This is a genomic window from Bacillus sp. LJBV19 (genome assembly GCF_017797845.1).
Taxonomy (GTDB): domain Bacteria; phylum Bacillota; class Bacilli; order Bacillales; family Bacillaceae; genus Bacillus; species Bacillus velezensis.
On the sequence record NZ_CP072563.1, the window covers coordinates 2,122,737 to 2,144,223 of the forward strand.

Consider the following 21,487-nt stretch of genomic DNA (forward strand, 5'->3'; position numbering starts at 1 on the left):
AAGTTGCAAAGCAAAAGCCCCTTCCTGAATAAGGGGCTTTAATTTTAAATTAAATAGATGTTTTATACGCGTTAATGGCTTGATTTCTCAAAAGCATATTATCTTTCGTAACCATTCCAAGATTGTATGCTTGTTTGATTATATCTAACACTTGATTATCAGTTTCAGTTACAGCTCGTCCCCCAGTTATTCTGGACTTCCAGTAATCAAACTGGTGATTTAACTCTGAACTGCTTTTAAGGTTTTTATTATCAACTACTTTGCCATTCTCCAGCGCTTCTTTGAATTCATTAAAACCAATTGAACATTGCTGATTCGAACTAATTCCTGCACCTTCTGTCGCTAAACTGCAAAACGCTAAAAATTTCGGATCTTTCGTGATATTGTAAGAGTTATTTAGACCTTCCATAACATTCATCCTCTCTCGAATTTTACAACGTTGCTATAAATGATTTTCATGTTTTTCCCAAGACCTTCAACTTGAATCTCATTTGAAGGAAGTTCGTTCATTGGAATTTCAATGTATTTGTCCCATCCTATCACAACTTTGTTTTGTCCAAGTATAGGGTCATATTTGTATATGTTCGCTTCACCTTTGTATAACAAACCCCTTCCGTTTGGTATTATTTCACATGTTATTTATCGGTAATTCCAGCGAGATATTCAACTTAAATTCCACCAAATATAATAGATAGAAAAACAGTTTCTTTTCAATCAACAGTATCTTATTTCATTATTTCATACAAAAAAAGCTCTCAAAAAGAGAGCTTAACTTTGCAATACTTCTACTTAATCGTCCCAATCTTCGTCCTCTTCCCAATTTTCTTTTGCTTCTTCAAGCTCTTCCAAGAAAAATTGCAGAAAGTTATCTGCAACCTTGTCACCATAACCGGCTTCATTTGCCCAAACAATTATTGGACATTCGTCGTTTTCCATTTTGTTTGTATCAAGGCAATAAGAGAATTCATCTACATCTTCTATAACGATAATACCGTCACTTAAATTATAATGAGTTCTATATTCCTCAGTAACTGTAACAACCCTTGCAGAAACTTTTCCGTGGCCAAGTATATTTACCCCGTAAATTCCACCGGAGCCATATTTATTTAAAAACCACTTATAACTCTCGGGAAGTTTTACATTTAAACGATTTTGTATCTCTTTGATTTTTTCTTCAGTTATTCCGCCTGTAAAGTCATCATCTTCAGCGTTTTCTTTAATAAATTCTTCAATTTCATGATAAGTCATTGTTACATTTCTCCTTTCTCAAATTGGCTCGCTCTCCATTTCCAATATCTTCGTTGGAAGCTTTTATACTGATTCCGCAACTCCCTGTCATTTCTAAAACTTTCCCCACCTTTTTTCAATCCATGGAGAACTTTTTTATTATTTTGATGAACAGAAGCTGGAATTTCCACCATCGTTCCTGGCTCTTCTTGAATTAAATGATGTAAGTTGATTTTTGTGCCATCATTAGCAAAAGGAGCGTCACCTTTTTTCATAAGTTGTAAATTTGTTTTTCCGCTTTCAGCATCAACTTTGTTTATATCAATATCTTTCAACGTGTATACTCTTCGACTTACATCTTTAGTTTTACCTGAAGCTTTTACCTTCCCTTTAACTTCAAAGGCGCCATACTTCTCTTTATTTAGCCAAGGGAGAGTTAATTCCTTACCTGTAAATGGCTTTCTGCTCTCATCTAATTTCTTCACATTAGTTAATAGTTCATTTTTAAGGTTTTGGCTGTTAATCATATTGTATGGTACGCCACCCGCCAGAGCAAGGTCATACTTAGAGTTATAAGGAAGCAGATCTGGAAGTTTAACGTCTTTAATTTTCTTCCCTGCCTGTCCTGCCTTATTTATAACCTTCCCCGCCGCATCAGCTTTGTTAACGGCTCCTGCGCCTTTTGTTCCGACGACAGCCACAGCTGCTGAACCAATTGCATATGTCACCCATCTTGATCTGGAGTAAGCATCCCCGTTCACCATATCCTTTTGATACGACTCTTCAATTGCCGCTTTAACAGCATCATATGTTTTAACCGGGTGAATTACTGCGTTACCCAGCGCTGACCGTGTCTTTCCCGACATCATATAAACCAACGCCAGCTCCTTTTAATATATCCCAAGTCACTTCTCCGGCTTCTTCCATCTGTTTTGCTTGTTCAAGCTGGATCACATATTGCTGCTGAGAAGGTTCAAGGTTTTCATATCCGATCTTCTTCGCGATTTCCAAATACTCATCCGGATCGGTCACACCATCGGCCAGCTTTTTCTTTAGGTCCTTAATCTCCCGCTCTTTCGCTTCTTCCTTTTTAATCGTCAAATAAGCATCCGAATGTCTTGCGATATCGCCTTTTTTCTTATGGATGTCGCTTTCACGGTACGCCTTGGCATTGTAATGAAGCGGAGTTGCGCTTTTTCCTTTGCTCGTGGCGTTTTGAAGTTGCTGGAAGTCAGCTTGGATGAACTGTTCGTTCGCTTCGGTTTCTGCGTATTCTTTCGTTAGATCGTGATCAAGCTTGCCGAGTTTATGTATCGTTTCGCTTCTTTTTTTCTCAGCTGAAGAAAGCTTTTGATCTGTGCTTTCGGTTGAAAACAACTCGAGCGAGATGATGTCATCGATCTCTCCGAGGATGGAGCGCATGTCCTTTTTCTGCTCTTCCATAATCACCTTTGATTTACTGAGGGCGTGGGTGAGCTCGTGCTCCAGAAATGATTCCTCCACATGCGAATTGGAAAGTCCGGCGTCTTCGACCTTGCCGGGAAGGCTTGTGAGAAATGCGATTTTCATATCGATCAGATCAAGCCAGCTGTCTGTGACGCCGGCGTGATCTTGAAAAAAGGCTTTAATGTTGTCAGCGCCTTTGCCTGAAAACTCACTATCGTCTAAGTCAGCCATTCACTGATAGGCTTTCCTGAGAGTGATAAATTGCGTTCTTAGTTCCTTGTACTCTTTGGTTCTTTTATCCACTTCAGAAAGTAATGACTTCGCTTCAAACACCTTCATATCATTCTCCTTTTTCCGACGCTCAACACTCTAAATTTTACCATAGTATAGGAGAGTTAATGCTATTCCTATAGTTATTTTTACTCAACCCATAGTCCGACTCCTACGGCTATTGATCGAGATTACGGCACTACAAAAAAACTATATGCGCGATGATTGGGTGCAATTTAAGGGGAACGTTTATATATCGGATGAGGAAAAGAAGCGAGGTCTATCAGATAGCACGATAAATACGCCTTAAAAACACTGCGAGTAATGTATAACACCTTGGAGAGCGAAGGACTTATTCAGTAATTTATCTTTTATGTCTAATTCACCGAAATCACGAAGTTTACGCCTGCATATTCGTTTAATCGGTTTCCCCTTCCGAACATCATCCATAAAAAAAGAACGCCTCCTATTCCAGTTTAATAGAATAAGAAACGTTCAAACACGGTAACGGCCCACCGCTACCCTGTGCCTTAATACGCCTAAGTCATCGACTAAGTCAACGCAATAAAAAACGGCTAGAAACGTTGATATAACGCCTCTAACCGCCATGGATGATTCCGACTGGGCTCGAACCAGAGACCTCTACCCTGTTAAGGACGAGACACGTATTCTGACTAATCTTTAACAATCCTAAATAATTGCCCAAACCCTTGTCATATCAAACTTCATGGGATTTAGTTTTCTGATTGATATTTGTTGTTTCTAAGTAGTTTAAAATGTTTGTGTGACTCCATGGTACACGAAAAGACCCGCTGAACAATTAGTTATGGAGTAACAAAACAAGACTCCATCATTGCCGACATAATTAAAGTAGTGTTACAAATCAACATACCTTCACCTGAGGGTATGCAAAAGAACCGTTTCATTGACTAAAATCAAATTGAGTTAGTTCGAAAAACGCGATTTCGAAAATTTAGGTATCGCTCACCTTGGTCTCACTCTGCATTTTTGTAGACTGAACGATTCTTCACCCAGCAAAAGGAAATGTCTGTTTTGATCCAAAAGGCAATTTGTTCGTTTGCTCTAAGGAGATACACTATATACAATATATAGAGTGGACAGCAGCGCACTAGATTCGGAAGAGTGTTCCGACCTTTGACCTGATCGGAATAAAGTTCCGATTGATATTCTCTTTGTTCAATTTCATCATTCCTTTAATACAGGTCGTTGTTATTTCTCTAGATTAAATCGGTCTTTGATCTTTTCTGGCAGTTTTATCGGATTTAATAGCTTCAGGTTCTCCAGTATATCCGTCATGGCTCCTCGGCACACGTACAATATCCCCTTCTTGATAAGGCTTTTCAACAAAGAAAGAGACCATCTTTTTCTATCCTTTCTCGTTATACCCTTCTAAATTGTAAACGTAGTTGCTAAACTTATGAACCCAGCAGCTCCTATAATTGTAGATATAATGTAAATTAAGTAAATCCATAAGTCTTCTCCCCTAAGAAAAATTCAGATCCCTCTAATTAAATTCGTATTTTAAGGAGACAAGACTACGGCACTCTCTTGTCCCCTCAATTTTTTGTACTAATTTCTCCAAAAATTTAATTGCTCTGCTACTTCCAAAATACCTTCAATTCTTCTTTTCTTTTTATCAATCATTGTTGCTATAAACTTATCAAAAGATTCAGCCGGATAATGTGGATTTTTTCTATTAGTGTAAAGCTGTGCTGCAAATGTTTGTGCGAGAGATGTAAAAGCATAACTTTTGTTGTTATATTTATTAATATTCCCATATAAACATCTCAATTGTTCTATATGCTCATTCAAAGTTAACGATGAAAGATCGTGATACGTACTATGAACTCGTTTTTTGACCATTTCCTCTATTTCATGGCTGTTTGCCTCTTCAACAGACGTGTTTCTTCTTACATAAATTCTGTTTACTTTGATTCCTGTTGTTTCTTTCTTTGCTAAGAATGGAATGTATCTCAATTGCTTTGGAATGTATACAACCAAAAAAGCTTTTCCTTTCAAATCACCGTAAACATCTTCGTCGGAGTATTTTAAAAGTTGAGAAAAAAACTTAAGCTCATCAGGTACATAATTCCTCAATTTCTTCTCAAAAACTGTTTTATCAAAGTTGTCATCTAATTGTAGCCCAACTGGCTTATATTCTTTATCTTCAATACCAAAAACAATCATTCCTCCACCTGAATTCGCCATTGCAAGGAGAAGCTTTGCTAATTTAAATTCTTCAATTATCTTCTCCTTATAATCAAGAAAATTTGTCTCCCCGTATAAGGAATTGACAAACTCTTTAAATGAACCCACATCAAATTTTTCGTTTTTTATTACATCAAAAAAATCTTGGTAGCCTATTTGCTTTATTTCATCCATTGAATATATACCTACTTTACTTTAAAGTCTAAGTTCACTTAAAAATTCATTAGTTAATATCAAGCAGTTGCTCTTTTTTCTTCGCGAACTCTTCTTCGGTTATTATTCCTTGATCCCTAAGCTCAGCAAATTGTCTAATTTGTTCAGGGACATTCGAGCTTGAAAAAGACACATCATTCATATTTTGATTTGATTGCTCTGCTATCTTTTCTTGGATATATGCGAAAATTTCGTCAATGCTTCCTTCATCAATTGTTGAAACTGAAATTTCTTTCCCGGCATAATCAAAGATTAGTTTATAACCCGTTAGCCCACTTTTAACTTTTACATGATCAATCAGATTATAATCAAATTCCACAATCTCGTACTTTGCATATTTATCACCATAATGCAATAACCTATCTGGCATTGCAAAAAGAACGCCGGCATTTCCCATGAAACCATTTAGATTCCCTCTAACGAAAGTCACTATTTGATCTTGATTTATTCGATTGGCTGCATGACTAAATATTTTTTGAAGATCTTTAGATGGTTTTTTATATTTTTTACTCAAGGAACTATAGACTTCCTGAATAGGGTTTGGGAATGAAGTAGCTTGAACTCTTGCCTGATCTGAAGATATTGTTTTATTTTTAGACCTTTTAGAATTCACGGTATTACTATAAGAAATACCCGTACCTGGAATTCCTACAGTGGTTGTGGTTCTACCTTTAGTGTTTGTTGATATACGTGCCCCTTTAACACCGGCACTGATGCCGACACTTTTTGAGTTAATGTTCAGTTTAACTCCTGGAGCAATTTTGACACTTTTTCTAAATTTAAACCCCATTGTATACCCCTCACTTTTGGTTAGTTAATTTTTCCTATGCCTTACTCTATCATCATTTGAATATTTTTTCCATCTGTCATCTCCTTATATCTGGTTAAAGTCTCTTCCATTCAACATAAGTGATATCAAACGAGCTACATACAGAGTTTAAAGCCACTTCCGCCATAAGACAAATTGAAGTTATTACTAGGTGAGGAGTGTCCCGGTGTAATGGGCCGCAATCCTGAAAGACCTTTATCAGCAGCGATTTGAGTATAACCACTGCCTTCTAATTTAAATGACTTGAAGTAATCATCATTTTCAAATTGAATACAAAAAAGGTATCGATAACCGGCATAGCTAACTCCTCTCCAGCAGACCCTCAATTTTTATGGCCAGTGGCAGCAATCCAATTAATATGTAAAACACCATGATATTTATTTTATTCTTAAAGAACAGTTCAATCATATTCTGCTCCATACCCGGTGAAAATGAATCAATCAGTTCCTGCTTAAACTCTTCATCATAAACCTGATCAACAAATAAGGCCTTAAATCCCGTTAGAAAGCCAACACCAAGCCAGAGTATTAAGAAATATGCTATTCCAATCAAATTAAAACCCTGCTTATATATATCGTCTGGTATTATAGTAGTGTTAAATACTTTGTGAGGTGAAATTTAATGGAAAAGAAAGAGTTTGAGACTAATGGCTACGATGTAACAGTTGTGTATGATTATAAGGAGTATCCCGATGTTAAATAAGATGCTGTGACAACTGTGATTATACTTTATTCAAGAGTTCAGTGAAGAGTGGTGTATTTTTACACGAGTGTCGTAGGTGTGTGGTATGAAGAAGAGTATCTAAATGCTCTTTTTTATTTCACTGGATTCATGTAGCTTACATATACTTCAATTCCGTCTTCAGTTTTATATTCCGCAATTTTGTCTGGATCCGATTCAATCTTTTCAATAAGCCGCTTTGCACTTTTATTGCCCTTTTCACTATTTGATGCAGCAATCCAAGACCAATAATTCCATTCAGTGATGTAGGACTTAATCTTTTCTGGTATCTCATGACCTATTGTGTAAACCTTAATCATGTACACTCCCCTCCAAAAATACTTCTTTGTTCTTGATACATACGCCTCTCCAAAAAAAGTCCGTAACGTGTTAAGGTTAATCAAATTACCTAAGGATGTGTTTTCATGTTAAAGGCTTCAAAAATTTTCATTTCATTTATGGCATTACTACTAGCCGTGTATTCCCTGTTTAATCAAAGTGGAATCCTGTTATTTTCTCTTCAGGTATTAGTTGCAGTTCTTTTTATCATAGTCGGGTTGGAATTACTTTCAAAGAAGCAAAAGAGCTATGGATATATCTTCTTTGGAACATCTGTCTTAATACTTACCGTGAACATTATCAAATTCATGATTTAAATAAAATACACTACTCGATCCATGTTTTTCTTTTCGTGGACACATATGCAAAAGCTATTCTAGAGGGAAAACAATAATGGAAAAACACCGCATACATCGCTATACAAAAAAGCTGAGTTAATTGTTATAGTGCTTGAAAAAACAATAAAGCAAGTCCCAGGTCATAATTTATCTCCATTAACTATGTCGTTGATCAATAAACTCACTTGCATATCGGTATAACTCTTTATATGCCGTTTCATTAACTGGAGACTCTATTAATTCTACACCGTTCTTTACAGCAGTATAGGTTTTTCCATCGCTGGGATACGCTTGCCAAATAACCGGAATTTGTTTAAAGTTTGAAAGTTTTTTAGATTTTTTAATTTTTTAAAATTTTTCTCTTTCTGTTATCTTAGAGCCTGCGATGTCTATTATCTCGCCGTATAGAAATGCCCACATATGGAATTCAAATGGAGGATTCCACTTGTAATGAACTTGTAATGATGGAATTCTAACTGATCCTGCTTTTAATTTTGCATTAATATTATATTTGTCTTTTAATAAATCCTTTGTTAGATAAGAGGTGTGAACGCATGCGTCTCCCATTCTTGTCCCAGATTCATCAAAAGCAAAAAATATACTTTCAACAATATTTTTTTTAATAAGCGCTTTATTGTTCATCTTATCCCTCGTAGTCGTTAAAAGAATGATTTTATGTAGCCCTAGAAAATTTGTAAGTATTTACTTTTATTGTAACTTTAGTATATCATGATCATTTTAAGTGATCAATATCTTTTTAATCTTTTTTGTAAATCAACAGCTCATGCAGCTCAATGTCTAAATATGTACAGACTTTATCCAACAGATCCCTTGGGTACCGCTCCATTTCGTCACGATACAGCTTCCTGACTGTGTTAAAACCATGATCAATATCATTGGACAGCTTTCGAATACTGATATTCTTTTCGTCTAATATCGGCTTTAAATTTGATTTAATCAATTTAACTACCCCACATTCATTATGTATGATCACTATAAATTATCACCATATGCATAAAAAAGGTCAAGGATATACCTTGACTATGTATTAAGCTTACCAATATCAAATGAATCTTCATGTTCAAATCCATAAATACCTTTAATCCACACATCCCCGCAGCCTGGATTCTTTGTAATCTCTAACACATGATTACGGTTTGCATCTCCCTCTACTCGATCTGTAGCAGTATAGTCAGCATAGTTCCCAACAAACTGCTTCTCACTACGTGGAAATACCCAGCCTGCAAGAGTTATCCTACTGATTTTCATATTTAGAGTACACCCCTCAGCATTGCTAATTGTGAATTTGTAGAAGAGCCAAGTGCGATCATAATTCCGATCAAAATAATCTGCCATTGAAAAACTCTCTGTATCCTCACTCATGTGAAAATTCACATTTTTGTAGTCTAATGTAAGCTTCGCCTCAGTACTTGGTGTGTTAAAACTCAATATAAAACCAAAGCAAATTACAGCCAAAAAGATTAGCTTTTTCATTTTCCTCTCCCCCTTATTCCAAATAATACCACATCGGGAGGTGGTTTCCCTTTATAATTTTTTCGCAATATTACAGGTATATCTACTTTAATGTCGAAAAACATATATAGCTATGCGAACTATACTGCGGTATTGCTTTTAAGGAGGAAAAACAGTGCGTAATTTTTGGGAAGCAACTGAGGAAGATCCTTATAAACTTGATAGTGTAACTGAAGAGATGATCAAACATACCGAGAACAGGTTAAATATCATTCTACCTGAGTCGTACAAGAAGCTTATACTTGAGCAAAATGGAGGGATGATAAATTATAATGCATTCCCCACAACTGTTCAAAATTCATGGGCAGAAGATCACATTGAGTTTGATTACCTACTAGGGCTAGGTGAAGACCCAGGGATACTAGACAGTTCATACCTAATAAAGGAATGGGATTTACCTGAAAATGTGCTCCTTATCCATGGAGACGGACATACTTGGGTAGCAATGGATTATCGAGAAACAAACTCAAACCCTTCAATTCACTACTTCGATGTGGAGGTTGATCAGGATTTCAAACTAGCAAAATCGTTTGATGAATTTTTGTCAAAACTGTATACGCATCATTACGATATGGACACTGAAATAGCTAACAATGAAGACTCAGAAATTCAAAATGCCTCATTGAGTAATTCTGAGTCAATAACAAGTAAAGAGGTTGCAACAATATTAAAAGAAAAGAACCCTTTGGATATTTATAGGGTGGCATACTACCCCATAAAAGACACAGATGACCTAGAATGGGTCATAAATCAGATTAAAGAGTCATCATATATCTTAAACGAAGAACAAGCTTTTGAACTAGCAGATTTATTAATGACACTAGCCACAACGTATGATAACCATATTAAAACCACAATTCTTAAAGACCGTATTGATGAGATTGTAGCTAACTTAAGCAAACAAAAGAATGAAGATGTCGATAATATTTTGACACAAATCAAGGACTTCCTTTAATTTTTTTACTTTTTATCCTCTTTCTGTTTATTTCTTCCTGAAAATATATTAAGATGTTAAGTGAAGAAAATACTAACAGAAAGAGGAGAGGTATGAAAAATTTAACAAGAATTATAAGTCTTGTTCTGCCACTGCTTCTATTTACCTCATTCGTCCTTCCTAATTTTGCAGAAGCACACACAACAAACAGCAAAGAAAATCATAGTCCAGACATTGTACATACCTCCACTGATGATATTTCAGATGATGAGGCTGGCTATGAAGAAAAAAACTATGAAGACTATTCAGATGTAATAGAAGATCCTTATTATTCAGATTTAGCTAATGCACCCGTCTATGAGGGTGATTTAGAAGATGATTTATCTGATGATTCTATATCTGAAGAAGCCCAGGATGTATCTGACAAAGTTTTTGATGAAAACATTGTTAACGGAACTGAAGAAAAGACTGCTCCCGAAGTGGATGCAACCGGAACTGATGAAGAACTTCATGCTCAGTTCGGTTGGTTACTTCCTCCGGCAATTGCCATTGTTAGCCGTGTTGGGGGTAAATTATTAGTTAAACAGACACTCAAATCCACAACAAAGAAGATAACTGTAAGAAATGGTAAGTTGGCCGGCAAAAAGCATCCAAAAACCGGAGTGAAATTTAATTCTAAAGGTTTTCCTGTTTTTGCAGCAAAATATAATTATAATTTGACATTAGGGCAAATTAAATCATCAAACGCTGTTCAGTTTAAGAATGCAAATTATGCTTTGAAACAAGCAATTAACACTTGGGAACACGCAAAAAAGTTTAACAAATACCAAATACAAGATATTAAAAATGGAAAGACCCCTAGAGGCTACTTATGGCATCATCATGAAAACAGAGGAAGGCTTCAGCTAGTAGATAAGAACATTCATAAAAAGACTGGGCATACTGGTGGACGATCCATCTGGGGTTCCTTGTAATAAATCCCCCTTTGCGGGGGATTTTTCATTTGCGAAAAGGGTATTACAAACTAATTTTTCTTAACTTCACCCTTTTGAACAAGAATAGAATCCAAAATCCAAAAGACCAGAGCAAATGAGATACTAAATAAATAAATTTCATATCCTAATAAAATTCCTAATGTGTTCTTTGGATCAGTGATTATAGCGATGACTAACCATACTAAAAAGGAAAAGAATAAGTATATGAATAAATATTTCAGGTGAAATCTTTTTGGCTTACGATTTAAAAAGTATTGAACAGGTGTTGCAAAGATTAAATAAAAGATAAAGAGAATGGCACTTATTAAGATATATGGATAGTAACCATCATAATCAATACAGTAAACATAAACAGCTGCAGCTATTAACGCAGACAAGATATGAACAATAAAGATCCTTAAAAGTTGCATGTTTATAACCCCTTTCATGTTAAAAGCTTCTTCAACATCAATCTAGATGCCTCCTTAAAATCACTTTAAAATCCATGTTTTATTTAGATTTAGTTTTCTCTAAAGGTGAGTTTTCTTTTACACTGAACACACTAAATTCACCTTTAAAACCACATTCTTTAATTTTATTCTTAAATAATTCTCCAGTTTCTTCGTAATTAAAATCATTTAAAAACCATGTAATATTCTCTGTATCTAACCTTTTGCAAATTTCTCTAATGTATGGAAGGTCAACATCTGAAAAAGAAAAACCATATGAGTATACTTTTTCTATATCACCAGGCAGCAATTCATAGAATTCTTCTTGTGCACGTTCTATTATTTCTTTTGTATTTTTTCTTAATGCTGAATGAATTTGGGCCAATGAATATTCAGAACCGACAAATGAATTTATTATTTCCTTATCATCTTCCCCGTGTCCAATTATTATTTCATTGTTTTGTTGCCCATGTATCGGGTATACGTCATAGGCTTCATATACCTCTTCTAACACTGGCGTGTAATTAAAAGTTAAAAAAGTGTCTTCTAAGGAGTTTATCAGAGATTCAAAAGAATCTTTTGGTTCTACATCAGAGACATCAATAGTATTAATCCATTCCGAAAACAAGTCTTTTATTTTTAAACTTGCCAAGTAAAAGTTGGCGGCAGCATCTTCATTTCTATAAGCCATTCTAAAAAGAGAAGAGTCATCATTTTCATCTTCGAATAAAGTTTCCATAACGTATAAGTCGTTATCAAAATTTAGTCTACCTAGGCTAGATTCAAAGTCATTCCAGTCTTCTCCACTAACTTCTGAGATGACATTGATAAGAAAAGCAACAAGTTCATCTGTGTTAAACTCCTCTGAACCATCAGGCATCTGGATCGTTTGAATACCAAATGAAGGATCTAAGCCTTCTGCATCAGGATATGTCTTCAATAAATAATTGTAGAAATCTTTATACCTTGTCGGTAAACCATGTGCTAAGTCGAAACCATTGCCTATAATAAATAAACTACTCATTTTTTCGCTCCAATTAAGTTTTATTAAAAATCTTCCAATGCTAGGGGAATATGTCCTCTTTAATCTTCAAAGTGATAAGAACAATAAACTGAGTTGTTATCTTCATCTCTAATGTATGTATCTTGGATTAAGAAGCTGATCTTATAGCCGGCTGTTTTGAGTATCGCTTTACTCATCATGAGCATATCCATCTGGATATCATAATCAGTTAGAAGATCCAAATTAGTAGTAAACGCTGCATGTAATTCAAAGAAAGAATTATCAAATTTAAAGTTTAAGATTTTCATGACTCCCCCACCTTACCGTTTCCTTTATTATACAGCGAGATCTTATCTAATTAAAACTGCTGTTTTATTTGAAATCAGCTTTATTATTTTCATTTATCGGATTTCCAATAGGCTTAGGATTTAATTCAATAGTAGCTTTCATGAAATCCTTTCTCCTGTCGGTTGAAACCATATCGTGAGAGGATTTATGTATAATGCCTTGTGAAATCCTTATTGCTTCTGAAAGATTCTTGTAATTTTCATCGGACTTAAATTCGCTCACTTTCATTCTGCTGGAGGAACAGAACACTTTGCAAACTGCACAGAGCTGAGAAAGAAATATCCGCATGGTGTACCAAGCACTCACCCTGCCTATACATCCAAGATGGATCGCGACAATGACAACTTTGCATGTGAGAAGAATTAATTATTTTGAAGTCCTCTGAGGCTTCTTTTTTTATTTGGATACATTCAATCTAAACAAAAAAACCACAGAGCGTGTGAGGGACTCTGTGGCCTATAGTGGCTGATTAAACCCCTATGATACACCAATTGGGATTTTATCAAAACTTTTCTTTTAAAGATAACATCATCTCTGTCTCAAATAATGCCTGCAGCAGTTCATCTATATTAATTTCGTTCTGCTTGTAATTATTCTTTTCATAAGTACGAATAATTTCTTCATATTCTGATCGATTATCTCCTTTAATGGAGCTAATTCCAAGCTCTTCACCGTATCGGTTAATGAATAGTTGTTTATTCATTTCTTTCGCTTTATCATTTTCATAATTACAAAATGCACCTGACAACTGGACGAGAAAAGTTTCATCTTCAGAATTTAGGTTATTTTCGTATTCAATGTCAGACAGAATATTGTACGAATACTTCTGTTTTTACAGCAAATATAATAAAGAGGAGGTGCTGATTGTTTGGAGTTAAAAAACATCGTTCATTCTTACAACATTACAAATATTTTGGGTTATCTCAGACGCTCTCGTCAGGATATGGAGCGGGAAAAAAGAACAGGCGAAGATACGCTAACAGAACAAAATGAACTCATGAATAAAATACTGAAGTCGATTGAAATCCCCTATGAATTAAAAATGGAAATCGGGTCAGGAGAAAGCATTGAGGGCCGCCCTGTTTTTAAAGAATGTCTTAAAGACCTCGAGGAAGGCAAGTACCAGGCAATTGCTGTTAAAGAAATAACAAGACTCAGCCGCGGGAGCTACAGTGATGCGGGACAAATTGTTAACCTTCTTCAAAGCAAGCGATTGATTATCATTACACCATATAAAGTTTATGACCCTCGAAATCCTGCAGACATGCGTCAGATTCGTTTTGAATTGTTTATGGCCAGAGAAGAATTTGAAATGACCAGAGAGCGTATGACAGGCGCTAAATACACATATGCGGCACAAGGTAAATGGATTTCCGGACTAGCACCTTATGGATACCGGTTAAACAAAAAAACATCCAAACTAGTCCCAGTCGAAGAAAAAGCAAAAGTCGTTCAATTCATCTTTAACATCTTTTTAAATGGGTTGAATGGAAAAGATTATAGTTATACAGCGATTGCTTCTCACTTAACAAAATTACAAATACCTACTCCATCAGGAAAAAAGCGCTGGAATCAATACACAATTAAAGCAATTCTGCAAAACGAAGCGTATATCGGAACTGTTAAATATAAGGTTAGAGAAAAAACAAAAGACGGTAAACGAACAATTAGACCTGAAAAGGAACAAATTGTAGTATCGGATGCACATGCCCCTATAATAGATCAAGAACAATTTCAACAATCACAAGAGAAAATTGCAAACAAAGTCCCCCTGCTGCCTAATAAAAATGCATTGGAATTAAGTGAATTGGCAGGCGTATGCACTTGTTCTAAGTGCGGTGAACCATTATCTAAATACGAAACTAGGCGAACGCGAGAAAACAAAAACGGCACGAAAAGTGTATATCACGTTAAATCACTCACTTGCAAAAAGAATAAATGCACTTATGTGAGATATAACGATGTTGAAAATGCCATTTTGGATTACCTCTCTTCTTTAAGCAACTTAGATAATAAGACTTTAACAAAACATATCATTTCAATGATTTCTAAATACGAAGACGTGAATAGTAATGTGAAAACAAAGAAGCAAATGTCTGAACATCTTTCACAAAAAGAACAAGAGTTAAAAAACAAAGAGAATTTTATCTTCGAGAAATATGAGAGCGGCATTTACACTGATGAACTTTTTTTGAAAAGAAAAGCTGTTTTAGATGAAGCATTTAAAGAACTCCAGATTGCCAAGCATGAGCTCAACGGAACTCAAGAAGCGCAATCAGAAATAGACAGTAATACAGTCAGAAACAACATAAATAAGATAATTGATCAATATCACATTGAATCAAGCTCAGAGAAAAAGAACGCGCTATTAAGAATGGTCTTTAAAGAAGTTATCGTTACTATGACACAAAAAAGAAAAGGGCCAATTCCGGCTCAGTTTGAAATTACCCCTATCCTAAGGTTTAATTTTGTCTTTGACCTCACCGCCGCTAATCGTCCTCAAAACAGTAAGTATCTTAAAAAACCGATAAAGCCGTTTCCCCGGTAAACACAATGGGAGCTACGAAGCTGTTGTCCGAAAAGCTGTTTCATCAGGCAAATCATCATGTTCAAAACCGCGGTACGGTGTTTTGTTCGGTCCGCTTCGGCAATGTGCTCGGTTCACGCGGTTCTGTTATTCCTATTTTATTTGAGCAGTTGATGGCAGGCGGCCCGCTCACCATTACGGATAAAAACATGACGAGGTTTTTTATGTCGATTGATGACGCCGCAACGCTCACCCTGCAATCTGCAGCGATCACAAAGGGCGGAGAAACGTTTATTTTTAAAATGGAGTCCCTGAGGCTCGAAGAACTGCTTCACGGGTTTGAAGAATATGCGTTCCGGCACGGACTGCCGCGCCCCGCCGCTGTTGAAGTGGGAAAACGCCCCGGTGAGAAGCTTCATGAAGAACTGACCTCTCCTCATGAGACGGAATCTTTATATGAATGGGGCAATCTTTACGCAATACTGCCGGAACCCGCCAAACATCCGGAATTTCGGAAGGTCAATCTCCCCAGATATCAATCCGATCAGGCGCCGCTCATCACAAAAGACACAATCGTAAAGATTATTGAACGATTACATGAAGAAAAAAAAACATAGAAAAAAGGCCTGTCTGATAGGCAGGCCTCATTGCTGAGCTCTATTTTTCAAATAAATGCAGACAGGCTTCATAGCCCTCTTCCTTCAGCTTGTCTTTCGGAATAAACCGGAGTGCCGCAGAGTTAATGCAATAACGGAGACCGCTTGGCCCCGGACCGTCATTAAATACGTGGCCTAAGTGGGAATCAGCTGTTTTGCTTCTCACTTCCGTCCGGATCATCCCGTGGCTTGTGTCCAGTTTTTCGTCAACCTCTTCTTCTTCAATCGGTTTTGTAAAACTGGGCCAGCCGCAATGAGAATCGAATTTATCCAGAGAAGTAAACAAGGGCTTTCCCGATACGATATCAACATACAGCCCCTCTTCTTTGTGATCCCAGAATTCATTTTGAAACGGCGGCTCCGTTCCGTTATTTTGTGTGACTTCATATTGCATGCGGTTTAATGATTTGATTTTTTTTTCTTTATTAAAAGCCATCTTATCTGTCCCTCCAATGCTCATCCAGAAAGCCTTGACGTCCGGAACCTACACGGTAGCGCCCGTAATGATCAGGATTTTTCTTATAAAAGTGCTGATGATAGCCTTCCGCTTCATAAAAAGGCTCAGCCTTTAAAATGTCTGTCACGATCGGCTTTTTAAATATGCCGCTTTCTTCAAGCTGTTTTTTTGAGGCTTCAGCGATTTGTTTTTGTTCATCATTATGGTAATATATCGCCGCCCGATATGAACTTCCGCGGTCTGCAAACTGGCCGCCTGCATCAGTCGGGTCGATCTGCTGCCAAAACAGCTCGACAAGTTTTTCATACGGATAAATGTCAGGTTGAAATGTGATTTGAACGGCTTCTCTGTGTCCGGTCGTTTCACTGCACACTTCTTCGTAAGTCGGATTCTCAGTATGGCCTCCTGTATAGCCGGACACCACCTTTTCAATTCCGGGCTGTTCGTCAAACGGCTTCACCATGCACCAAAAACAGCCGCCTGCAAATGTGGCGATTTCTTTTTTTTCTGACATACGGGTGCCCTCCTTTGTTCATACGTGGTATTATTATATTATAGCATGTATAAACAGAATAAAAATAATTCTGCTTTCAGGGGAAGCTAAACGAATGCCACGCTGACTACATATTGGAGGTTCATGATTTGAAAGTAAGGACACAAATGATGTATGATATGGAAGCTTTGCTTCGAAAAGTGTTTAAACAAATCAGAAATGAAGTTAATGAAATTCTAGATAAAGAGCTGTCCAGGAACGAATTCACCATTTTGCGGATTCTCAGTGAACAAGGGCCTAAAAAAGTAACGGAATTCGCCCCTATTCTTGAGGTTTCCGCAAGCCACATTACCGCAGTGACCGACGCTTTAGTAGAAAAGGAATGGATCACCCGCATCCGTTCTAAAGAGGACAGGCGAATTATCAGAATCCATATTACGGAAGCCGGGGAGAAAATTGTCGATCATTTCAATCAGAAAAAAACAGAATACTTTTTTAAACGGTTTGACTGCTACTCTGATGAAGAGCTTGCAACGTTAATCAAACTGTTCAGCAAGCTAGACAAAAAACGCTGACACGAAAAAACACAAATCCCTGAAAGGATCTGTGTTTTTTTTATGAAGACTTATTGTTTCGGATGATAATAGGAAAATTCAATTTCATCCGTGTCGAGATTGATTTTATCCGCTTTTACATACATGCCGTTGCCTAAAGGCATTTCTGACAGACGGATCTCGATGCTTTTATCCCCGGAATGAACGTGCACAAATGACGGGAGTTCATAAAAGCTGTCCATATAATTCAGCACAAAACTGATCGGCAGGCTTAATTCGCCTAATGAAAACTTCGTCACTTTCAAAACCACATCTCCGTTCTCCTGTACGGACGGTTCAAATGTGACGACCGCGTTAATGGAGGTTGAGAATGCTTTGATTTTACCTGCCACGTGCACATTGTTATTGATGTCCACTTTGTAGTCAAGCTGATTCGATGCCTTTTCTTTTAAGTACGCATTCACAAACCTGGCAAGAGATTCTTTGGAGCTTGTGATATGAAAGCCGTACTCACTTTTTGTCTGATCTTGTATTTTCGCCTGCTCTCCCGGCATAACCAATAATGTCACAATTACCGCGGCGGCAATCACATTGAGTGCGAGAAGAACAAAAAACAGCGATTTCCACTTTTTCATCATTTCACCCTATTCTGCTGGTAACCCTTGTTTTTCAATGATGCCGTACAATCGATCGGCGATGAGTGCATACCCTTTTGCGTTCGGATGGAAATCATCATCCTTTGAAATCCGTCTGCTGCCGCTTTTTTGACTGAACAAGTCTTCAACATTCATCGCGGCGGCGTGAGGATCTTTTTCCAGCTCTTTTGCGGCGATCTTGTTCCAATCCGTTACAACCCCATTAATTTCTTTTAATTCAGGCAGCGTAAACGTGAATGGATTATACATGCTGACATACACCAGCTCTGCGTTTTCATTATATTTGCGGATTTTTGAAACGATCGCCTTGAATCGTTTTTCAAAAGGTTTCTCTTCCTTTTGGAACGGCTGAACCGTCAGCTGCATCATATTCTGGCGGAGCACCTTCATTAAGTCATTGCCGCCGATGGTAAAAAAGATATAGTCGGCGCTCTTTAATGATTTCTGAACTTTTTTATTATCAAGCTTTTCCAGCAGGTCCGACGTTTTGTCGCCCTGCACCGCATAATTTTTAATATCTACCGTTTTCACATGTCCCTTTTTCTTAAGAGACTCCGCTACCCTGCCGACGTATCCTGAACCGTCAGGATCTCCTACTCCTTCAGTCAATGAATCACCGACCGCAGCTATAACAATATGATCTTTCGTTTTCGGTTCTTCAGTGTCAGAACCGGTGCGCTGGACAGAACAAGCTGATAAAAGCAAAGCAAGTCCGGCGATCAATGAGAACATTCGCAGCTTCAATCTGGTTGCTCCTTCCCCGTCTACTAGTGGAAAGTGTAACATGTTTTTTCAGATTTGAAAATGTCTAATCTGCCAGTTTACTTGAGCTCCTCAGCCGCTTTGACATCTGACAGGATATCATCATACGGAACCTTCTGCACGCCGTCATAATCTTTAAGCACCTTCCCGTCAGGTCCGACTAAATAAAAAGAGGTTTTATGTATGACCTGGTCCTCTCCCTCCGGCTTTTTGACGATTGATTTAAAGCTGTTCAGCGCAAAATCTTCAATGTCCTTTTGGCTGTAACCGGTCAGAAAATCCCAGTTGCGAAGCGAAAGCGGATATTTGGAAGCAAATGCTTTCAGCTGTTTCGGCTTATCATTTTCAGGATCTACACTGAATGACACAATCCGCACGTCCAGATTCTCAGCCTTCAGTTTTTTTTGCAGTTCGGTCATGTGGGCCGTCATCGGCGGGCAGACTGAATTACAATTTGTAAACATAAAATCGGCAATCCAGACATGCCCCTTCAGGCTTTTCAGTGACACTGTTTTTCCGTCTTGGTTCTGATATGAAAACGGTTCAATCTGATAGTTCAGCGGGTCTTTTATCGTTTTCCCCCCGCAGGCGCACAAGAGCAGCAAACAAAAGACGGCAGCGAAGATTTTCATTTTTTTCATTTCCATTCCCCCCATGGATAAAACGCTTACAGCATTCATCATAAAAAAATTCCCGCACCCTCCCTTATCAAAAGGAAGGCGCTAAGGAATATGCACCGTTATGCGTTATGTTTTAAAATCTCTTGGTTGAAAACGGCCTCGTAATCTTTCCACTTCATACGGCGCTTGACATATTGTCGGAATGAATACACTGTTCTCACACTTTGTGAAGCAAAAACCTCTCTCAAATAAAGCTCAAGGTGCTGATGAATTTGAAAAAAATAATGTTCACCTTCCGTGACAACCGGTATTTCTGTCACTTTTACCTGAATCCCGTCCTGTCGTTTGAACTCTAGGCTTTTGAGTAACAAGATATCAATCCTTCTTTTTCGATTGTTTTCTTTTTATTATATACAATCTGAGAAAGCGTGTCTGTCATTTTGCGCGGCCGTTCTAAAAAAAGTCAGATTAACAGGTGGAACAGATCCTGATCTTTATTCACCTCTATGTAATGAAATCCTTTTTGATTCATCCGGGCAATGAGCGCGCCGTAATCTTCCCGATGCTTAAGCTCAATGCCGACCAATGCGGGGCCGCTGCTTTTGTTATTTTTTTTCGTGTATTCAAACCGGGTGATGTCATCATCAGGCCCGAGCACTTCATCAAGGTATTCGCGAAGCGCTCCCGCCCTTTGCGGGAAATTAACGATAAAATAATGCTGCAGCCCCTCATAAATCATCGAGCGTTCCTTCATCTCCTGCATTCTGCCGATGTCGTTATTCCCTCCGCTGACCATGCAGATGACGTTTTTCCCTTTAATCTCTTCCTTGTACAGATCAAGTGCTGACACGGACAATGCACCCGCCGGCTCCGCTACGATGGCGCATTGATTATATAATTCGAGAATCGTGCTGCACACTTTTCCTTCCGGGACAAGCACAACGTCATCGACGACGGTTTCGAGCGTTTGAAAGGTTTCGGCGCCGATTTTTTTTACGGCCGCCCCATCGACAAATTTATCAATTTTCTCAAGTTCAACCACTTGTCCGGCTTTTTTCGATTCAAAATAGGAGGCTGCGCCCTTCGGCTCTACCGCTATGATTTTTGTATCCGGCGAGATGTTTTTCATGTACGTGCCGAGCCCGGACAGGAGTCCCCCTCCCCCTACGCTTGCAAAAAGAAAATGCGGTTCAACGTCAATGTCATTTAAAATTTCGATGGCAGCCGTTCCCTGTCCGGCCATGACATCGGGATCGTCAAACGGATGGATAAACGTGCGGTTTTCTTTTTCACAGCATTCCGCGGAACTCTTATACGCATCATCGAAAGTGTCACCCGTCAATATGATTTCAACAAATTCTTTTCCGAACAGTTCCACTTGGGATACTTTCTGTCTCGGTGTGGTTGACGGCATAAAAATCTTGCCGTGAATGCCGAGGTGTTTGCATGAAAACGCAACCCCCTGCGCATGGTTTCCCGCACTTGCGCATACAATTCCGTTTTCAGTCTGCTCTTTTGAGAGCTGCCTCATTTTATTATAAGCCCCTCTGAGCTTAAATGATCTGACCACCTGCAGGTCTTCTCTTTTCAAATAGATATTGCAGCCATACCTCTCAGAAAGTCTGTCATTCCTCTGCAAAGGCGTATGTATCACAACGTCCTTTACGTTTTGGTGCGCTTTTAAAATGTCTTTTACCTGGATGAGAGAGTCTTCTTTAAGCAACGGTTTCATTTACAGAGTCCTTTCTTATTTAAATCCCTATTTAATATGCCATTATAACATGAATATTCAAACAATAAGATAATTATTTTAATTTCGTAAATAAAATTAAATGAACCGATACAAGAGAAAAAGATATTTTCGATCGCAAAAACGTGTTATACTTAAACCAATTAGAACCAAAAGGAGC

Annotated in this window: 25 protein-coding genes and 5 pseudogenes; 7 read left to right on the forward strand and 23 right to left on the reverse strand. The window is 37.7% G+C overall.

Translation table 11 applies throughout. The features are described 5' to 3' along the window. Nucleotides 1-49: 49 nt before the first annotated feature. The 7 genes and pseudogenes from J6600_RS10060 to J6600_RS10085 form a co-directional block, all read right to left on the reverse strand. Nucleotides 50-409, reverse strand: coding sequence for a hypothetical protein (locus J6600_RS10060; protein ID WP_021493945.1), 360 nt, complete (start codon nucleotides 407-409; stop codon nucleotides 50-52). A 380-nt stretch (nucleotides 410-789) separates the two neighbouring features. After that, on the reverse strand, nucleotides 790-1,248 hold the full coding sequence (locus tag J6600_RS10065; protein WP_021493947.1) for an SMI1/KNR4 family protein: 459 nt from the start codon (nucleotides 1,246-1,248) through the stop codon (nucleotides 790-792). 2 nt (nucleotides 1,249-1,250) lie between these two features. Further along, nucleotides 1,251-3,012 (reverse strand): annotated as a pseudogene (locus J6600_RS10070) (T7SS effector LXG polymorphic toxin). A gap of 1,161 nt (nucleotides 3,013-4,173) precedes the next feature. Continuing rightward, nucleotides 4,174-4,375: pseudogene (locus J6600_RS19760) on the reverse strand (DUF1093 domain-containing protein); the annotation flags it as partial. Between the two features lie 158 nt (nucleotides 4,376-4,533). Continuing rightward, nucleotides 4,534-5,346, reverse strand: a complete 813-nt coding sequence (locus J6600_RS10075; RefSeq protein WP_076425307.1) for an AlbA family DNA-binding domain-containing protein — start codon at nucleotides 5,344-5,346, stop codon at nucleotides 4,534-4,536. Nucleotides 5,347-5,395: 49 nt separating this feature from the next. After that, nucleotides 5,396-6,175, reverse strand: coding sequence for a DUF4236 domain-containing protein (locus tag J6600_RS10080; protein ID WP_209387361.1), 780 nt, complete (start codon nucleotides 6,173-6,175; stop codon nucleotides 5,396-5,398). 339 nt (nucleotides 6,176-6,514) lie between these two features. Then, nucleotides 6,515-6,766, reverse strand: coding sequence for a hypothetical protein (locus tag J6600_RS10085; RefSeq protein WP_095272804.1), 252 nt, complete (start codon nucleotides 6,764-6,766; stop codon nucleotides 6,515-6,517). 69 nt (nucleotides 6,767-6,835) lie between these two features. Between J6600_RS10085 and J6600_RS10090 the strand changes: the two are divergent. Further along, nucleotides 6,836-7,019: pseudogene (locus J6600_RS10090) on the forward strand (DUF8096 family protein). Nucleotides 7,020-7,029: 10 nt separating this feature from the next. Here the strand turns inward: J6600_RS10090 and J6600_RS10095 are convergent. The 4 genes from J6600_RS10095 to J6600_RS10110 form a co-directional block, all read right to left on the reverse strand. Continuing rightward, the gene (locus J6600_RS10095) at nucleotides 7,030-7,254 is read right to left on the reverse strand and encodes a hypothetical protein (RefSeq protein ID WP_095272806.1); all 225 of its coding nucleotides are present in this window, start codon (nucleotides 7,252-7,254) and stop codon (nucleotides 7,030-7,032) included. 705 nt (nucleotides 7,255-7,959) lie between these two features. Continuing rightward, nucleotides 7,960-8,253, reverse strand: coding sequence for a hypothetical protein (locus tag J6600_RS19595; RefSeq protein ID WP_245207586.1), 294 nt, complete (start codon nucleotides 8,251-8,253; stop codon nucleotides 7,960-7,962). 115 nt (nucleotides 8,254-8,368) lie between these two features. Continuing rightward, on the reverse strand, nucleotides 8,369-8,572 hold the full coding sequence (locus tag J6600_RS10105) for a helix-turn-helix domain-containing protein (RefSeq protein ID WP_209387362.1): 204 nt from the start codon (nucleotides 8,570-8,572) through the stop codon (nucleotides 8,369-8,371). Nucleotides 8,573-8,652: 80 nt separating this feature from the next. Beyond that, nucleotides 8,653-9,105 (reverse strand): hypothetical protein, encoded by a 453-nt coding sequence (locus J6600_RS10110; RefSeq protein WP_209387363.1) that lies wholly within the window; start codon nucleotides 9,103-9,105, stop codon nucleotides 8,653-8,655. 154 nt (nucleotides 9,106-9,259) lie between these two features. Here J6600_RS10110 and J6600_RS10115 point away from each other — a divergent pair, with 154 nt between their 5' ends. Both J6600_RS10115 and J6600_RS10120 read left to right on the forward strand, forming a co-directional pair. Then, the gene (locus J6600_RS10115; RefSeq protein WP_209387364.1) at nucleotides 9,260-10,099 is read left to right on the forward strand and encodes an SMI1/KNR4 family protein; all 840 of its coding nucleotides are present in this window, start codon (nucleotides 9,260-9,262) and stop codon (nucleotides 10,097-10,099) included. Between the two features lie 92 nt (nucleotides 10,100-10,191). Then, on the forward strand, nucleotides 10,192-11,052 hold the full coding sequence (locus J6600_RS10120; protein ID WP_209387365.1) for an HNH endonuclease: 861 nt from the start codon (nucleotides 10,192-10,194) through the stop codon (nucleotides 11,050-11,052). A gap of 50 nt (nucleotides 11,053-11,102) precedes the next feature. Here J6600_RS10120 and J6600_RS10125 read toward each other — a convergent pair whose 3' ends face one another. The 4 genes from J6600_RS10125 to J6600_RS10140 form a co-directional block, all read right to left on the reverse strand. Next, nucleotides 11,103-11,483 carry a UPF0715 family protein gene (locus J6600_RS10125; RefSeq protein ID WP_176464760.1) on the reverse strand — a complete coding sequence of 127 codons (381 nt, stop codon included), beginning with the start codon at nucleotides 11,481-11,483 and terminating at the stop codon, nucleotides 11,103-11,105. Nucleotides 11,484-11,562: 79 nt separating this feature from the next. Then, the gene (locus J6600_RS10130) at nucleotides 11,563-12,525 is read right to left on the reverse strand and encodes a bacteriophage abortive infection AbiH family protein (protein ID WP_095272816.1); all 963 of its coding nucleotides are present in this window, start codon (nucleotides 12,523-12,525) and stop codon (nucleotides 11,563-11,565) included. Nucleotides 12,526-12,584: 59 nt separating this feature from the next. Continuing rightward, nucleotides 12,585-12,812, reverse strand: coding sequence for a hypothetical protein (locus tag J6600_RS10135; protein WP_095272818.1), 228 nt, complete (start codon nucleotides 12,810-12,812; stop codon nucleotides 12,585-12,587). Nucleotides 12,813-12,876: 64 nt separating this feature from the next. Continuing rightward, a complete protein-coding gene (locus J6600_RS10140; RefSeq protein WP_209387366.1) occupies nucleotides 12,877-13,074 on the reverse strand; it encodes a hypothetical protein in 198 nt (65 codons plus the stop codon). Nucleotides 13,075-13,083: 9 nt separating this feature from the next. On the opposite strand from J6600_RS10140, the pseudogene J6600_RS10145 reads away from it, so the two are divergent. Beyond that, nucleotides 13,084-13,218 (forward strand): annotated as a pseudogene (locus tag J6600_RS10145) (excalibur calcium-binding domain-containing protein); the annotation flags it as partial. 136 nt (nucleotides 13,219-13,354) lie between these two features. On the opposite strand, the gene J6600_RS10150 reads toward J6600_RS10145, so the two are convergent. Further along, complete coding sequence (locus J6600_RS10150) at nucleotides 13,355-13,555, reverse strand: hypothetical protein (RefSeq protein ID WP_223255059.1); 201 nt, start codon at nucleotides 13,553-13,555, stop codon at nucleotides 13,355-13,357. A 165-nt stretch (nucleotides 13,556-13,720) separates the two neighbouring features. Here J6600_RS10150 and J6600_RS10155 point away from each other — a divergent pair, with 165 nt between their 5' ends. Together J6600_RS10155 and J6600_RS10160 are read left to right on the forward strand one after the other, a co-directional pair. After that, nucleotides 13,721-15,400, forward strand: a complete 1,680-nt coding sequence (locus J6600_RS10155; RefSeq protein ID WP_209387367.1) for a recombinase family protein — start codon at nucleotides 13,721-13,723, stop codon at nucleotides 15,398-15,400. After that, nucleotides 15,376-15,996, forward strand: a pseudogene (locus tag J6600_RS10160) (polysaccharide biosynthesis protein); the annotation flags it as partial. The gene J6600_RS10155 and the pseudogene J6600_RS10160, both read left to right, overlap by 25 nt. Nucleotides 15,997-16,036: 40 nt before the next feature. Here the strand turns inward: J6600_RS10160 and msrB are convergent. Continuing rightward, a complete protein-coding gene (gene msrB, locus J6600_RS10165) occupies nucleotides 16,037-16,471 on the reverse strand; it encodes a peptide-methionine (R)-S-oxide reductase MsrB (protein ID WP_209387368.1) in 435 nt (144 codons plus the stop codon). A 1-nt stretch (nucleotide 16,472) separates the two neighbouring features. Then, nucleotides 16,473-17,006, reverse strand: a complete 534-nt coding sequence (gene msrA / locus J6600_RS10170) for a peptide-methionine (S)-S-oxide reductase MsrA (protein WP_003153641.1) — start codon at nucleotides 17,004-17,006, stop codon at nucleotides 16,473-16,475. A 128-nt stretch (nucleotides 17,007-17,134) separates the two neighbouring features. Here msrA and J6600_RS10175 point away from each other — a divergent pair, with 128 nt between their 5' ends. Next, entirely contained in the window at nucleotides 17,135-17,560 is a 426-nt protein-coding gene (locus tag J6600_RS10175) for a MarR family transcriptional regulator (RefSeq protein ID WP_003153639.1), read from the forward strand. 50 nt (nucleotides 17,561-17,610) lie between these two features. Here J6600_RS10175 and J6600_RS10180 read toward each other — a convergent pair whose 3' ends face one another. From J6600_RS10180 to ilvA, 5 genes are all read right to left on the reverse strand, one after another. Continuing rightward, entirely contained in the window at nucleotides 17,611-18,174 is a 564-nt protein-coding gene (locus J6600_RS10180; RefSeq protein ID WP_209388344.1) for a YpmS family protein, read from the reverse strand. Between the two features lie 9 nt (nucleotides 18,175-18,183). Beyond that, on the reverse strand, nucleotides 18,184-18,939 hold the full coding sequence (locus J6600_RS10185) for an SGNH/GDSL hydrolase family protein (protein WP_209387369.1): 756 nt from the start codon (nucleotides 18,937-18,939) through the stop codon (nucleotides 18,184-18,186). A 77-nt stretch (nucleotides 18,940-19,016) separates the two neighbouring features. Further along, complete coding sequence (locus tag J6600_RS10190) at nucleotides 19,017-19,598, reverse strand: SCO family protein (RefSeq protein WP_044802186.1); 582 nt, start codon at nucleotides 19,596-19,598, stop codon at nucleotides 19,017-19,019. Nucleotides 19,599-19,696: 98 nt separating this feature from the next. Next, a complete protein-coding gene (locus tag J6600_RS10195) occupies nucleotides 19,697-19,948 on the reverse strand; it encodes a DUF2535 family protein (protein ID WP_007409532.1) in 252 nt (83 codons plus the stop codon). 92 nt (nucleotides 19,949-20,040) lie between these two features. Continuing rightward, complete coding sequence (gene ilvA, locus J6600_RS10200) at nucleotides 20,041-21,309, reverse strand: threonine ammonia-lyase IlvA (protein WP_209387370.1); 1,269 nt, start codon at nucleotides 21,307-21,309, stop codon at nucleotides 20,041-20,043. Nucleotides 21,310-21,487 lie beyond the last annotated feature (178 nt).